This window comes from Chryseobacterium camelliae, from assembly GCF_002770595.1.
Lineage (GTDB): Bacteria > Bacteroidota > Bacteroidia > Flavobacteriales > Weeksellaceae > Chryseobacterium > Chryseobacterium camelliae.
Map to the genome: position 1 here is coordinate 3,838,908 of NZ_CP022986.1, position 15,370 is coordinate 3,854,277.

14 protein-coding genes are annotated in these 15,370 nt (G+C 38.5%); 10 read left to right on the top strand and 4 right to left on the bottom strand.

Annotated features, from left to right (window positions below; translation table 11 throughout):
- The 6 genes from CGB83_RS17715 (at window position 1) to CGB83_RS17740 (ending at window position 4,613) form a co-directional block, all read left to right on the top strand.
- Window positions 1–837, top strand: a complete 837-nt coding sequence (locus CGB83_RS17715; protein ID WP_100077019.1) for a phytoene/squalene synthase family protein — start codon at window positions 1–3, stop codon at window positions 835–837.
- Between the two features lie 27 nt (window positions 838–864).
- Window positions 865–1,326 (top strand): SRPBCC family protein, encoded by a 462-nt coding sequence (locus CGB83_RS17720; protein ID WP_100077020.1) that lies wholly within the window; start codon window positions 865–867, stop codon window positions 1,324–1,326.
- Window positions 1,327–1,331: 5 nt separating this feature from the next.
- Window positions 1,332–1,790: a sterol desaturase family protein gene (locus CGB83_RS17725; protein ID WP_100077021.1), complete on the top strand. Its 459-nt coding sequence runs from the start codon at window positions 1,332–1,334 to the stop codon at window positions 1,788–1,790.
- Between the two features lies 1 nt (window position 1,791).
- Window positions 1,792–2,538 carry a lycopene cyclase domain-containing protein gene (locus tag CGB83_RS17730; protein ID WP_100077022.1) on the top strand — a complete coding sequence of 249 codons (747 nt, stop codon included), beginning with the start codon at window positions 1,792–1,794 and terminating at the stop codon, window positions 2,536–2,538.
- Window positions 2,471–3,772, top strand: coding sequence for a cryptochrome/photolyase family protein (locus CGB83_RS17735; protein ID WP_100077023.1), 1,302 nt, complete (start codon window positions 2,471–2,473; stop codon window positions 3,770–3,772). The genes CGB83_RS17730 and CGB83_RS17735 overlap by 68 nt, the downstream gene beginning before the upstream one ends.
- 148 nt (window positions 3,773–3,920) lie before the next feature.
- Entirely contained in the window at window positions 3,921–4,613 is a 693-nt protein-coding gene (locus CGB83_RS17740) for a VIT1/CCC1 transporter family protein (RefSeq protein ID WP_100077024.1), read from the top strand.
- Window positions 4,614–4,638: 25 nt separating this feature from the next.
- Here the strand turns inward: CGB83_RS17740 and CGB83_RS17745 are convergent, their stop codons facing one another.
- Window positions 4,639–6,351, bottom strand: a complete 1,713-nt coding sequence (locus CGB83_RS17745) for a helix-turn-helix domain-containing protein (RefSeq protein WP_100077025.1) — start codon at window positions 6,349–6,351, stop codon at window positions 4,639–4,641.
- Between the two features lie 275 nt (window positions 6,352–6,626).
- Here CGB83_RS17745 and CGB83_RS20235 point away from each other — a divergent pair, with 275 nt between their 5' ends.
- The 4 genes from CGB83_RS20235 (at window position 6,627) to CGB83_RS17760 (ending at window position 8,782) form a co-directional block, all read left to right on the top strand.
- Entirely contained in the window at window positions 6,627–6,857 is a 231-nt protein-coding gene (locus CGB83_RS20235; RefSeq protein WP_157761452.1) for a hypothetical protein, read from the top strand.
- A 94-nt stretch (window positions 6,858–6,951) separates the two neighbouring features.
- Window positions 6,952–7,143 carry a hypothetical protein gene (locus CGB83_RS20240; protein ID WP_157761453.1) on the top strand — a complete coding sequence of 64 codons (192 nt, stop codon included), beginning with the start codon at window positions 6,952–6,954 and terminating at the stop codon, window positions 7,141–7,143.
- A gap of 47 nt (window positions 7,144–7,190) precedes the next feature.
- Window positions 7,191–7,964: a GLPGLI family protein gene (locus CGB83_RS17755; RefSeq protein ID WP_157761454.1), complete on the top strand. Its 774-nt coding sequence runs from the start codon at window positions 7,191–7,193 to the stop codon at window positions 7,962–7,964.
- On the top strand, window positions 7,961–8,782 hold the full coding sequence (locus CGB83_RS17760; protein WP_100077028.1) for a GLPGLI family protein: 822 nt from the start codon (window positions 7,961–7,963) through the stop codon (window positions 8,780–8,782). The genes CGB83_RS17755 and CGB83_RS17760 overlap by 4 nt, the downstream gene beginning before the upstream one ends.
- Before the next feature lie 182 nt (window positions 8,783–8,964).
- Here CGB83_RS17760 and CGB83_RS17765 read toward each other — a convergent pair whose 3' ends face one another.
- The 3 genes from CGB83_RS17765 to CGB83_RS17775 all read right to left on the bottom strand — a co-directional run bounded on the left by CGB83_RS17765 (window position 8,965) and on the right by CGB83_RS17775 (window position 15,285).
- Window positions 8,965–10,251, bottom strand: coding sequence for a TolC family protein (locus tag CGB83_RS17765; RefSeq protein ID WP_100077029.1), 1,287 nt, complete (start codon window positions 10,249–10,251; stop codon window positions 8,965–8,967).
- A gap of 90 nt (window positions 10,252–10,341) precedes the next feature.
- The gene (locus CGB83_RS17770; RefSeq protein ID WP_100077030.1) at window positions 10,342–12,768 is read right to left on the bottom strand and encodes an FtsX-like permease family protein; all 2,427 of its coding nucleotides are present in this window, start codon (window positions 12,766–12,768) and stop codon (window positions 10,342–10,344) included.
- 102 nt (window positions 12,769–12,870) lie between these two features.
- The gene (locus CGB83_RS17775) at window positions 12,871–15,285 is read right to left on the bottom strand and encodes an ABC transporter permease (protein ID WP_100077031.1); all 2,415 of its coding nucleotides are present in this window, start codon (window positions 15,283–15,285) and stop codon (window positions 12,871–12,873) included.
- Between the last annotated feature and the right edge of the window lie 85 nt (window positions 15,286–15,370).

Here is a 15,370-nt window from a genome sequence, read left to right on the forward strand (position 1 = left end):
ATGAAAAAATTATTTGATGATTTGTCTTATAAGATAAGCAAACAGACCACCCAGCAGTACAGCACTAGCTTTTCACTGGGCATTATGGCCCTGTCCCCGAAAATCAGGAATCCCATTTATGCCATTTACGGATATGTAAGACTCGCCGATGAAATTGTAGACAGTTTTCACGGGTATGATAAAGAAAAACTCCTGACTAAATTTAAAGAGGATACTTTTCAGGCTCTTGAAGACGGCATTTCGCTGAACCCGATCCTGCAGTCTTTCCAGGAAACAGTGAAAAAATATTCCATAGACCATTCACTGATCATCCAGTTTTTGAAAAGCATGGAGATGGACCTTCAGAAGATTGATTACGATTCGGATCTTTATAAAGAATATATTTTAGGCTCAGCTGAGGTGGTGGGACTGATGTGCCTACAGATATTTGTGGAAGGAGATACCAGAGAATATGAAAGACTGAAGCCCTTCGCAATGAAACTCGGTTCTGCATTCCAAAAAGTAAATTTCCTGAGGGATATGAAAGATGACTACCAGGTATTGGGCAGGACGTATTTTCCGGACGTTGATATCTCGTATTTCGATAATTCGGTAAAATCGAGTATTGAAAAGGATATCGAGCAGGAATTCCGCGAAGCTCTGGAGGGCATCAGGAAACTGCCGAGCTCTTCCCGTTTCGGGGTTTATCTGGCTTACCGGTATTATATTTCGCTGTTCAGAAAGATCAGAAGGACATCGGCTGCCAAGATTATCAATCAGCGCATCCGCATTTCCAACGGCAGGAAGATTTCCCTGATGATGGGCTGCTATCTTCAGTATAAAACATCTTTCTTATAGCATAATCTCAACTCAGGAAAAAACATAATGGTACACACACTTGTAAGGGAACAGCAGCTGAACTGCGATATAGAAACGGCATGGAAGTTTTTTTCCTCTGCACATAACCTGTCCAAAATTACGCCTAAGGACATGAACTTCATTGTGCGGACACAGCTGGATAATGATGAAATTTATGAAGGTATGATCATAGACTATTACGTATCCCCGCTTTTCGGGATCAAAATGGAATGGCAAACCGAAATTACACAGGTTTCGTATCATAAAAGCTTTACCGATTTCCAGAAAAAAGGGCCGTACAAGCTGTGGAATCACCATCATGAATTTATAGAAAATGAAGATGGTGTTCTGATGAAAGACAGGGTAGACTATGAATTGCCGATGGGATTCCTGGGTGAAATTGCCCATAATATCCTTGTGAAAAAGAAAGTGGAGAATATTTTCAGCTACCGTCACCGGATACTGGAAGAAATGTTTAATAAAAAATAACCGTCATGAATTTTCTTATTGTTGTCATTACGTTTTTTACCATGGAAGGCATTACATGGCTCATTCATAAATACATCATGCACGGTTTGCTCTGGAAACTGCATAAGGACCACCATGACCACAGTAACGATGGCCATATGGAAAAAAATGACTATTTCTTTGTCATCTTTGCAGTGCCTACTATCGTCCTGATGTACCTGGGAACAATGCAGGGTTTCAATTTTTATTTTTACATTGCCCTTGGAATTACGCTCTATGGAATGGCGTATTTTTTCGTTCATGATATATTCATTCATCAGCGGATTAAAGTTCTGAGAGATACCCAGAATCCTTATCTGCTGGCCATCAGACGGGCGCACAAGCAGCACCATAAGCATACCGGAAAGGAACATGGCGAATGTTTCGGGTTTTTATGGGTGCCGGTAAAATATTTCAGGATGTATTTTAATAAGAAAAAAGCCTGATATGCAGCAATACACCTATCTACTGATTCTTTTTTTTACCGTTATCATCTGTTTTTTATTTTCATTTCACCATAAAATAAAATTCAACAGGCACTTTGGGGCCTTTTTGGGAGGTTCTTCAATGGTTGCGGTTGTTTTTATCATCTGGGATGCCTGGTTTACCAAAAGGGGAGTCTGGTGGTTCAATGATGATTACCTGCTCGGATTCAGGATTTTAGGCCTTCCCATAGAAGAAATCCTTTTCTTTATCTGCATTCCGTTCTCATGCCTGTTTACCTACTTTTGTCTTGATAAGTTTTTCTGGCTCGACTGGAAACCAGTTCCGGAGAAGATCTTCGTGATCATCAGTATTGCAGCAGCTCTGGGGATTGCCCTGTATTTCAATGACCGTATCTATACATTCATGACTTTCCTCACAACAGCCATCAGCCTTTTTGTATTATATTTCATCCTGAAAGTGCAGTGGATAGGGAAAGCATCACTGATTTACCTGCTGCTCATGCCGGGCTTTCTTGCCGTTAACGGCATACTGACGGGCACAGGACTGGAATCACCAATCGTCAATTACACTCCAGGAACATTCATAGGGATCCGGTTGCTGACCATTCCCCTGGAAGATACGGCTTATGGCTATGAAATGATCCTGTGGAATATCTATTTGTTTAAAAAATTCTCTAAAAATGAGCAAAGCACAAAAGACGGAAAAGATCAATATATTCTGGTTCAGGAGGGACCTGAGGCTGGATGATAATACGGCACTGCACGAAGCGTTGCAATCAGGATTTCCCGTACTGCCTGTGTTTATTTTTGATCCGGAAATTCTTGATAAGCTCTCCAATAAGGAAGACAAAAGGGTAGATTATATTCATCAGGCTCTTTCCAAAATACACGGGGAACTGCAGAAACATAAAAGCGGAATTAAAGTTTTTAATGGCCAACCGATAGAGATATTCAGGTCTTTGGTTAAAGACTATGAGATTAATGCCGTTTTTGCCAATAAAGATTATGAACCGGATGCCCTAGCACGAGACAGGGAAATCTCAGCATACCTGAAGCAAAACGGTGTTGAATTTACTACGTGCAAAGATCAGGTAATCTTTGAAGAACATGAAGTCGTTAAGAACGACAACAGTCCGTATACGGTTTATACTCCTTATTCTAAAAAATGGAAAGAAAGACTGAAGGAAACTTCTATTCTGAGCCATAAGACTGACTTTAAAAACTTCCTTCCTTTGAAACAGGAAAAAATGATCGCCCTTGATGCGATAGGATTCAGAAAGACCGATCTGGAAATGGCAGAGCCTAAGCTGGAAAAGAGAATCATCGCTGATTATGGCGAATACAGGAATTTTCCGGGGCTGGACCATACCACTCATTTAGGAGTTGCGCTCCGATTCGGGACCATTTCTATACGGAAATGTGTCCAGTATGCCCTTGAAAACAATGAAGTATGGCTCAATGAGCTTATCTGGAGGGAATTTTTCATGCAGATCCTGTTTCATTTCCCGCATGTAGTCAGGCATTGTTTCAAAAAGAAATATGAAAACATAGCGTGGCGGAACAATGAAAAGGAGTTCAAAGCCTGGTGCGAGGGGAAAACGGGCTATCCTATTGTAGATGCAGGGATGAAGCAGCTTAATGAAACGGGTTTCATGCACAACCGGGTAAGAATGATTACGGCAAGCTTCCTGACGAAACATCTTCTGATCGACTGGAGGTGGGGAGAAGCCTATTTTGCGGAAAAGCTGCTGGATTACGAGCTGTCCTCCAATAACGGCAACTGGCAATGGGTTGCAGGCTGCGGCTGTGATGCTTCTCCATATTTCAGGGTATTCAATCCTGAAGAGCAGGTTAAGAAATTTGATAAAGACCAAAAATATATCCGGGAATGGATCCCGGAAGAGTATTCTGAAAAACCTATCGTAGAACATAAAGAAGCCCGGGAACGTGCCCTGAAAGTGTACAAGAAGGCTGTCTCATGATATCATCAGGCTGAAATTGATTTATTCTAAGAATAAATTCAGGAGCCGACAGGCTTTGACCGATGGTATACCAATGGAAAAACGTAACTTTAAGCTATCCTGTTCCGGAATAAGGGTTTGAAAACAGGTATGATCTTAAAATTTCAGTATGCACCAACACTTGGAAAAACATTATGTCAACAGGGTAGGATGGCTTCGTGCAGCGGTTCTGGGTGCCAATGACGGCCTCCTGTCCACTACCAGCATCGTGATCGGAGTGGCTGCGGCACAGCCGGAACGGAATACCATTGTTCTAGCCGCTCTTGCAGGGATGATTGCCGGAGCACTTTCCATGGCCGCCGGTGAGTATGTTTCCGTAAGTTCCCAGGAAGATACCGAAAAAGCAGACCTGGCAAGAGAGAAGAAAGAACTGGAGGAAATGCCTGAAATAGAACTTCAGGAATTGGCCAGGATATATGAGGGAAGAGGTGTAAGCAAGGAAACAGCCATGCAGGTTGCCATAGAATTAACAGCCCATGATGCTCTTGAAGCACACGCCAGGGACGAACTGGGCATTAACGAAATTACCCAGGCAAATCCGACGCTTGCAGCACTGGCATCCTTTGCCTCTTTTGCCCTGGGAGCACTGCTGCCTTTTATCGTGTCGCTGGTTGCACCGCTTCAGCAGATGGTCTATTTCCAGTATGGTTTCTCCATTATATTCCTGATGCTTCTCGGAGCCGTTTCCGCTAAAACAGGCGGATCACCGGCAGGCCTGGCCATGATCAGGATCTGTTTCTGGGGTACTGCAGCCATGGGAATTACTGCGTTGGTAGGGCACCTGTTCGGGACTTCGGTCTGAAGTTTATCTTAAATAAAACATGAAACTAAGAACCATGGCTATTCCTTAAATCTTCGTTTCTTTTCTTTATAAAATCCTTTGGACGCATTCCGTTAATTTCCTGGAACAGATTGGAGAAATTTGTTCTGGATGCTATGCCGCATTTTTCTGCCAGGGTTTCTATTTTATAATTGAGATATACTTTATCATTATAAAGCTTATTTGTTATATAATTGATACGGAGCTCACTTAAATATCTGTTGAAATTCATTCCTTTGGATTCATTAACTACCTGTGAAAGATAGTTAGAATTAGTATTGAACTTACGAGCTAATTTATGCAATGTCAGTCCACTCTCTATGTAACCGGATTTTTCCTCAAATTCTTTCAATTTGATTATTAAATCGTGGACTATATTTTCGTTAATTATGATTTTTTCATCATCCTTCAATTTTGGAGAATCTTTTTTTACTGTTAACTGTAAGTTACTATTTAAAATTTTTTCTTCCAGGATTTTATAATGAGCTCTCGCCCTCTTTTCACTTTTATATTTTATTATAAGGACTAATAAAAGAATTAAAGCAAAAGTTATAAGTCCAATAATGATCCAAAACCCTTTTGACGCTGCGTCTTCAAGACGTTCTTTTTCTTCTGTCAGTGTCTTGGTATCAAATTCCTTATGAACCTTAGAGGATAAATAGGAAAAATCTTCAGACATGACACTATCTGCCTTTAATAATTGTTTAGTATAATAGAGTTCTCGGTCATTATTGTTATTTGCTTTATAGTAGTTGATCAGCAACTCATAATTTTCCCTCAGTTCCGGAAGTATAAAAGTCTGTTTCTGAAAAATTGAGTCCACTTTCTGAAAATAGAAAATTGCATTGGATGGATTGTTCATTTCCATATACGATTTCCCTATGTAAAAATAGTTTACGGTAGCCCAGGCAAAATCATTGATATGAGTAATTGGCCTAAGAGAGGTTTGCAAAGATTTTATCGCAGCAGGAAATCTTTTTTTTCGGTATTCTTCTATTCCCCTCTCTTTCAGGAAATATCCGTATTCCTGATCAAATTCTTTGTTATTCTGGGTCTGTGATATTCCGGTGCTGATCAGTGAATCAATCATGGTATAGTTATGGAGATTTCTATAACATACTATAACCCGGTGAAGGCTGTTATAATACCCTTTTTTATTATTATAAATAAGGTTTGGATGAACGTTTTCCTCAGATTTTAATTTGAAATTTGTTTTCGCTTCCTCAAAGTGGTTTAATGCTTCCTGATAGTATCCCAAGTAACTTTTCACTACTCCTATATGATACAATATTCCGTTTTTTAAAAAATCATCTTTTGAATTCTTGGAATATTCATAAGCTTTTAAATATTCGTTCAATGCTGATTTATACTGCTTATAATTAAAATAATAAATGATGCCTTTCCATAAATAAGCATTACTTATCAAATCATTGTTTTTTGATAATACAGCAACTGAAATTGCGCTATCTGAATATTTTAATTTATCCTCTTTTGAAGGCGAGAAGAATATTCCATCTTTATATCCCTGCACAAGATGATCAGAGTCATTCTGCTTTTTTGCAAGACGTATATATTTTCTTAAATATGAAAAAGCCCGCTGATCGTTTTCAGGGTAATTTTCGTAATTCTGTCTTAATTTGTAATAGAGACTGTAATCTTGTTGTTGTGAAAATAATATTTCCGACAACGAAATTAATATTAAAATATAAATTTTTTTCATCCCATTAATCAAAAATATTAATAACCTTTTTTCAAAAATAACCAAAATTAATTTTAAATCGGTTATATCGGGATTTTTATAAGCTTATTTTACATAATGCTTTTAAATCGTATATCTGTCTGTATATCATTGATTTAAACTGGTGCTAATTCATTAATAAGTACGTGCTTATTTTATTATAGGTACAACCAAGGTTTTTTAGAGCTGTTTAAGTTTGATAATTTCGAAATCAGAAACAAAACCAAATCACCGAGATAACTTTAAAACTAATAACCATGAAAACGATTATCTCAATATTTACAGTTCTATTAATCATTTTATTAAATTCTTGCAGACCACAGGATGACTTAATTACAGAGACATTTACTGGTGAAAACAGAGAAACAGCAGCGATACTCTCCAGAGAGAAGGCTGATAGTGTACAGGTAAGTTCTGTTACAACTGCTGTCAATGAAACACCTAAAACAGATCCACCTCCAAAAAGTGGTCAGCAATGGAAGCATTAAGATTTATTGTATTTACTCATTTGTAGTGCGCAATACAGATGAACAAATATTGAATAAATTTAATCTCAATAAATTAATCTCAAAATTTTTAATCATGAAAAAGTTATTATTAGTGGCTACTTTCGCAGTAGCAGGTATTACAGGAAGCATCACTGCCAAAACTTCTGATACTGCAGATAAAAATCTAAAAGTTGAAAGCAAGTGCTACAAGGAGGCTGTAGATGATTTTGGAAATCACTATTATGCACAGGTACCTTGCCCACCAGTTATTATCATTCAAAACTAAAAAAGATGAGGCGTTTTACCGCCTCATTTTTATTTAAATCTTTAACTATGAAAAATTTAGTTACTATCTTGTTAATTATCTACAGCAGTATAAATTTGCACGGACAATATAAAATCTATTACACTGTTAAAAAGAAAATAAGCAATAAAAATCTTGAAGCTGATGGAGTTTTACAATTTAATGTAAATGAAAAGAAATCCATATTTTATCTTTCTCAATATAAAAATCTTATTAAAAAGAATTATGAAATAAAAGAAAATGGCGATACAATAAAGGTCTTACATAACAATTCAATCTGTCAGGATAAGAAAGGTTATTTTTATGATTACAAAAACAATAACAGAACCTTACTATTATATGATGTAGTCTGTGATTCTAAGACATTAATCTCTGATAAAATAAAATACCCGGTCTGGAAAGTAGAAAAGAATTCATTTAAGTATAAAAAATGGAATGTATATAAAGCAACTGCAACAATAAATGATCGTAATTGGAATGTACTGTTTACAAAAGATGAACCAGAAATTCAAAATGCCGGTCCCTGGCTATTTGTAGGCCTTCCCGGGCTTATTGTATCTGCTTCCGATGATCAAGATATATATACCTTTGATATCACTAAAATCGAAAAGAATAATCGGACAAAAATTGCGGAACCTAAATTTTTCAGGACAGCAAATTTTAAGCAGTATTCTGATAAAGCTATATCTTCCAATAAGAGAAGAATGGCAAAAAAGATTTCTCAGGAATACAATATTCCGGAAAAAGAAGTAAATTTATCAGGCTCTCCAAAGTATGAAACACTTGATTTTATTGAAAAATGAAGCAAATAACGTTATTTTTATTCCTGATATTTTGCTTTAGTTACGGCCAGACAACCCACCGTTTTATCTATGAGTTAAAATTCAAGAAAGATTCGCTTGCTCAGAAATATGATACAGATTATTATATTCTGGATATTTCTGAAAAAGAACAGAAATTTTATAACCAGGAATTATATCAGAATGATTCAATAAGTCGTTTAAAGATTAACTCAGAGTACAATTTTTCTTATCCAAAGCTGCCAATCCGTTTAGTTCATAAAGACGGGAGCTTTTATAATTATTATTCTCAGACACCATTATATTATCTTTTAAAAACCAAGGATAAACAAAATTGGCATATCACTTCGGAGAAAAAGAAACTTGATAAATTCAATGTACAGAAAGCGACCACCCAATTCGGAGGAAGAACTTGGGAAGCCTGGTTTACAACCGATATTCCTTTCCCCTATGGTCCGTATAAATTTTATGGTCTTCCCGGTCTTATTTTGGAGCTTTCAGATACTAAAGAAAATTTTATGTTCTCATTTAAAGCAAATAAGAATATCAATGCCCATATCGACACCTCCAGATATATTGAGACTCAGATTGGGTTAAAACCAACTGAAATATCTAAAAACCAGTGGCAAAAATTACAGTTAGATTATTTTGTTAATCCACTGAAGGATTTTGGGGACGGTGGTTTAATTGTTGAAAACGAAAGGGGAGAAAAAGTAAAAGCTGACAGCAGAACGATTATTGAAAATCAACAAAATTATTTGCGAAAATACAATAATCCCATTGAGCTGGATATGGCAGTACAATATCCTGTTCAGAAATAGGCAGTTGAATATCTGTATTGTTAGAAAGTAATAACAATTAGATCAGGAACAAACATTTTTCTAAGTATAGCATCTTTTCTTCAATGAATACTTGCAGTGATTTTTTGTTACTCATAATTTGTAATGACCCTTAATGCATGTAATCTTTTCTCATTTAATTTTTATTAGAAAAATGAGGCAGGCTATCTGTTCGTTTCAAAAACCTTCAGCAGCTCATTCTGCCGGATCACATCATTCCTGCTGCTGATTAAATTGTAATTTGCCTGGAGCCAGTTATTCCTGACTACAAAAAATGTGTAGGCATCCATAAGCCCTTCCTTGTATTTTTCTTCTGATTTCTGAAATGATCGTTGCTGGTTTTCGAAATTGGTTTCCAGCAGGGTATATTTTTCCCGTGCATTGAGGAACTCGGCTTTGATGGAACTGATGCTTTTAGTTAAATCATTAATAATAGCATCTCTCTCATAACCGGAATTGATCACATTGAGTTTTGCAATCTCCACACTGTTTTTTACCTGCAATCTGTTAAAAACCGGGATATTAAGCCCGAAGGAAACCTGCTGGTTCTTATTGGCCCTGATCTGGTCTGAAAAGGCTTCGGCAGGCTGTCCCATAATCTTATTATAGAAGCTGGACCAGGTATAGGAACCGTTAAGCGTAGGTAAATAAGCGGATCTTGCGATCTCAACATTTTTCTGTTGGGCCTGCATCTGTTTCAGAATACTTTGATATGCCGGATTCACTTCCAGAAGGTGCTCTACAAAATGTTCATTGTTGAAACCTGATTCCGTCAGGTTTTCTTCAGGCATGGTAAAATCAAGGGTATCTCTGGTAATGGCCAGGGCATTCAGGAGATTGATTTTAGAAAGGTCACGCTGATTTTTGGCTGAAACCCATTGTTCCTGCATCGTTCCCAGGTTGGCACGGATGTCATAGACATCACTTTTCGGCCGGCTGCCTATTTCCACTTCCTTTTCGGTGCGCCTGATCTGGTCTTCAATGCCCGAAATCTGCGTTTGCAGGACATGCAGCCAGCTTTTGCTGTTCTGGTATGAAAAAAACATCTGGATAACGTTTAATTTCACTTCATTCCTGACCTGCTTCATGGTATACACAGAACTTTCTTTATTCAGCCTGGAAAGAGAGAGGGTAAGGTAATTCCTCCAGTTCATCAGTTCCCAGTTTGCCTGAGCATACACCTGGTCATACTGGGAATTGATAGATTCCCGCTGGTTGGTATTCTGATTGATGGATGAGCCAAATCCGTAATTATGGCTTACTCCGGCATTAACCGACGGGAGCAGCATCCCTTTGGCTGCTGAAATCTGGCGCTCATTTTTCAGAATATTAACTGTAGACTGTTTTACCAGCGGATGGTTGGCTGAAGCAAAGTCAAGGCATTGTTTGAGCGTCCAGCTCTGCTGAGCCTGGAAAATATTGATGATCAGGAGGAAGAAAAGCTTTTTCATTTTAATAATTTTAACAGGAGCATGGGAAGGCTCTATAAAGCCTTGAGTTTTGCAGCATGGTGCTTCCTTTTGTCGGCGTGCTTTATTAAGTTATTCGTATTTCAGGTATTGTACAGGATTGACTTTGGTTGCCCGGTAGGCTTTGATGCTTACCACAGCGAAAGTCAGGACCAGCAATACAGCCAGGCTCAGGACATACGGCCAAACCGGCATGTCTATCCTATAGGCAAAGTCTTTCAGCCATTCGTTCATGGCATAATATCCGAAAGGGATGCTGATTAAAACAGCAATCAATGTTATCCACAGGAATGGTTTGGTTAATCCGAAGACAAGCGTCCTATCTGAAGCACCGAGTGTTTTTTTGATGGCAACATCTTTCAGTTTCTGTTCGATTAAGAGTGATGATAAAGCAAATAATCCAGACAAAGCAACCAACAGAACTATGCTGTTCAGAATGGTGATCAGGGTCTGCTGTTTTTGATATTTTTCGAAGGTTTTTGCAAATTGATGATTTACAAATTCAAAATGGTAGGGATAGCCTGGTTCAGCTTTGGTGATCCAGAATTCCTTAATGCGCTCTAGAGTTCCGCTGATATCATTTTTATCAAGCTTTATCTGTAGGTTAACCATATTGTTTTTGGCCCAGTTCCTGTCATAATTATAAAATACTGCAGCATCGACCGGTTTATCGACACCGTTGTAGTGGAAATCCTTTACTACGCCAAGGATTCTATATTTCTTCTTATCTTCCCAGCCGGGCAGAATTTCTTTGCCGATTGCCTGCCTGCTGCTCCATCCCATTTTTTTAACGAATGTTTCATTGACCAGGGTTCCGCTGATGGTATCAGAAGCCTTTTTCCAGTTCAGGTCTCTTCCTTCAATGACGGGTATATCATAAAATCTGAAATAATTCTCCTCAATTCCTCCTATTGCAACGTTCTCCACAATTTTTGTAGTATCCATGGCATACTTTGTATTTGAAGTATTTCTGAGTTCCATCCCAAGAGACTGAATAGATCCTGTAACATCTGCCACTCCCGGAATTTTTCTGATTTCATTTCTAAGCAGTTCATATTTTTTGACGTCATAATCCTTTTGGTGAAAATTTGTTTTCTTGAAGTCGATCTGAACCACCTGGTTACCATTAAACCCGATATCCTTTTTCATCATATAATCCATCTGGGTGTGGATAATTACTGAGCAAATGATAAAGAATGACGAGATGACCAGTTGTAACGTCAGAATAGAATTCCTGAGCCGGATACCGCTTTTGCTTCTGGCAAAATTACCTTTCAAGGTATTAATCGGTTTGAAGTTGGCAAGGTAAAGTGCAGGAATCAATCCTGAGACCAATGAAAATAAGAACAGCAATAGTGCTGAATAGATAAAGATGTTCGGATCGGATAACGTCATCTTTTTGTTAAGAAATGTATTGTAGCCCGGAAGTGATAGCTCAACCAATGCCAAAGCAATGAGATAGGCCGCAAAACAGATCATAAAGGTCTCCAGCAAAAACTGGAGCACCAATTTTGATGGTGAGCTTCCCGCCACTTTTCTGATCCCGACTTCTTTAGCCCTCTGGGTAGCCTGTGCGGTTTTGAGATTAATCAGGTTGATTCCTGATAAGATCAGAATCAGACAGGATAAGCCCAGCAGTACTTTGATAGCCCGATAATCCCCTTTTAAGATACCTTCTCCTTTTGCCTCCAGTTTTATCCTGGAAATTGGTGTCAGGTAGACTTTCGCCCGATTATTTTGGTCTATAGCGTTGCCCCATTTCTTGGACAATACTTCTTCATAAAGCTGTTGCTGCTTCGATAATTTTTCTTCTAACCGTTTAACATCTGTTCCGGGTTTCAGCCTGAATAATCCATAAAAGCTATAGCTCAGCCATTGGTCGTCTTTCATTTCATGATTATCTTTTACCAGATAATCTGCTTTGAATACAGAATGATCTTTGGGAAGCCTGTATACCAGGGAAACTGTATAAAGATTTCCATTTTGATCTGTTTTTACCGTCTTTCCAATGCAATTTCTGTACTCATCTCCGAAAAGCTGCTTAGCCGTATTTTCCGATAAAGCAATCTGAGTCTTGTTAACCAGAGCATTAGCAGGATTACCCGCAATGACTTCAAACGGTAAAAAGTTTAAAAAAGAATTGGAAACTTCCCCTGTAGAAGAATAACTTGAATGAGTACCGGCAATGAGCCTTACCTGATAGTCGCTCCAGGTATTGGCTATTGCAAAATCTTCAATCTCAGGAAATTTTTGCTTTGATACATAAAGTTGCGGATAGCTGGACTTTGTAATATTGCCGAAGACTGATGCATGATTTTCTACCAGATAAATATTTTCTTTATGTGGAATCCAACCTTCATAGGATTTTTCGTCCTGCCAATGGATAAAGATCAACAGGAATACCGCTAAACCGATACTTAAACCAAAGATATTGATCAGGGTGGAAAGCCAGTTCTTTTTATAATTGATGAATGCGATTTTGAGCCAGTTGTTGAGCATAATTGATGAACGATAATTGATGATTGATAAATGATGATTGATGATCTGAATGATGGATAAAGGCATCAGTCATTTGATGTAAGCGGATTATTTCATGGTCTGTTATTCATATTTCAGGTATTTTACCAGGTTTACTTTAGTGGCCTGATATGCTTTGATGCTTACGACTGCAAAAGTCAGGATCAGTAATATAACCATGCTCAGGATAAACGGGGATGCAGGCATATCAATCCGGTAGGCAAAATCTTTAAGCCATTCATTCATCAGGTAATAGCTGATGGGCATGCTGATAAGAACGGCAATCAGCGTGATTCGGAGGAACTGCTTCGTCAGTCCGAAAACCAGGGTTCCGTCTGACGCGCCAAGCGTTTTCCGGATGGCAACATCTTTCAGCTTTTGCTCAATCATTAATGAAGACAAAGCGAACAGTCCTAACAGCGCTACCATCAAAACCATGGCATTCAGGATGCTAAACAGGGTCTGTTGTTTCTGATAGGTTTCAAAGGTTTTGGCAAATTCCTTATCGATGAAGTATGACTCAAACGGATAACCGGGTTCTGCTTTAGTTTCCCAATATTTTTTGATTCTTTTTACGGTGCCCGGTATATCATCTGCTTTCAGTTTCAGCTGGATATTGTACAGATTGTATCGTTTCCAGGATGTTGCACGGTAATGGAAGAAAATCATGGGTTCTACTTCAGATTTCAGGCTTTTAACATTAAAATCTTTTACAATTCCTACAATTTTGTAGGGCTTATCGTCAAAGCCCGGGCGGAATTCATTGGTAAAAGCCTGATCATCCGTCCATCCGAATTGTTTTACAAAAGTTTCGTTAACAAGAACGTTATTGATGGTATCTGATGCCAGTTCCGGATTCAGCCAGCGTCCCTTAAGAAGTTTAACTCCCATGAATTGCAGGTAGTTATAATCCATAGACCCGTGCTGTGCATAGATTATTTTATCCTTGTAGTCCATATTGGAATTGCTGTAACGGTAACTTCCGGCAACCGCTTCTCCAAAAGAGACATCATCCACGCCTTTTATTTTCTTCATTTCATTTTTAATGCGTTCGTAGTTCAGCCAGGGTTGAGCACTGTTTTCACTGAACGACACCAGAAAAACCTGCTTCCCGTTATACCCAAGGTCCTTATTCATCATGTATTTTACCTGGCTATTTACAATTAAACCGCCAATGATGAAAAATGAAGATATGATTAACTGTAAAGTCAGGATCCCGTTTCTCAGCCAGATGCCATGCCTGCTTCTGGCGAAATTTCCTTTCAGCGTCTCAATGGCTTTGAAATTGGCCAGATACAGGGCAGGAATCAGCCCGGAAATCAGCGTTACCGTTAAAATCATTGCCAGTGAATACACGTAAATATGCCAGTCATTCATCACAATTTCTTTGTTGAAAAACTTGTTGAAGCCCGGTAAAATGAGTTCTGTTAACGCCAGCGATACAATATAGGAAGTAAAGCAGATTAAAAACGTTTCCAGTAAGAACTGAAGGGTAAGGTTTAGCCTCGTACTTCCGATTGCTTTTCTTACGCCGATTTCTTTCGCACGCTGGGAAGCCTGCGCTGTTTTAAGGTTGATGAAGTTAATGGCAGACAAAATCACAATCAAAACAGAAAGGCCGAAAAGGATCATCATCGTTTTAAGATCTCCGGTGCCGAACCAGTACGCCTTTCCGTGAAGCTTCATCCGGTCGAGGGGAGTCAGCAAGCTTCCCTGCGGACCGTACAGTTCCAGGTATTTCTGAGGGGTAACTCCGGATCCCTGTGCATTCATCTTGGCCCGGTACTCAAAAACATCTTTCATTAGTTTCTCCTGAACGGCTTCTGTATCTGCATCCTTATCCAGCATAAAGAAGCATCCGTAATTGTAATTACCCCAGCCTTCCTTGTCATTTTTAAGCTGTTCATAAGCCAGCATGACAAATTCCGGTTTTATGGCACTGTTCCCTTCCGGCAATTCATAGACCGCAGTAATAATGTAATTTTTATGATCAAATATTACACGCTCTCCCGCAACGTTTGTTTTGCCAAAAAGATTTTTTGCTGCTTTGACAGAAAGCGCAAGGGAATGCTCATTTTTTAAAGCATCTTTGAAACTTCCGGATACCAGTCTGAATGGGAAAAAATTGAAAAAGCTTCCGGATACTGCCATTCCATCCTTCTGATAGACCGTTTTGTTTTTGGTTGTCATTTTAAAACCTATTCCCGCACCGCTGAATAAAATATAATCCTTAATCTCAGGAATCACTTTTGCTGCACGGTCTGCAATCGGATAAGAAATGCTCGGACCGTAGGTATTGTCTTTTTTATTATACTGCTGGAATGCATAAATGGTATTTTTCTTCGGATTCCACAGTTCATAGGATTCTTCGTCATTCCAGTGCATCAGGATGAGCATGAACCCGGTGAGTCCGATGGTGAGTCCAAACAGATTGATCAGTGTGGAAAGCCAGTTCTTTTTATAATTGATGAATGCGATTTTGAGCCAGTTGTTGAGCATAATTTTAGTTTTAATTACGGTTGGTAATTATAAATGACAGTGTTGAATGTAACTTTTTGTAAACCTCATAGGTTTCTGAAACCTA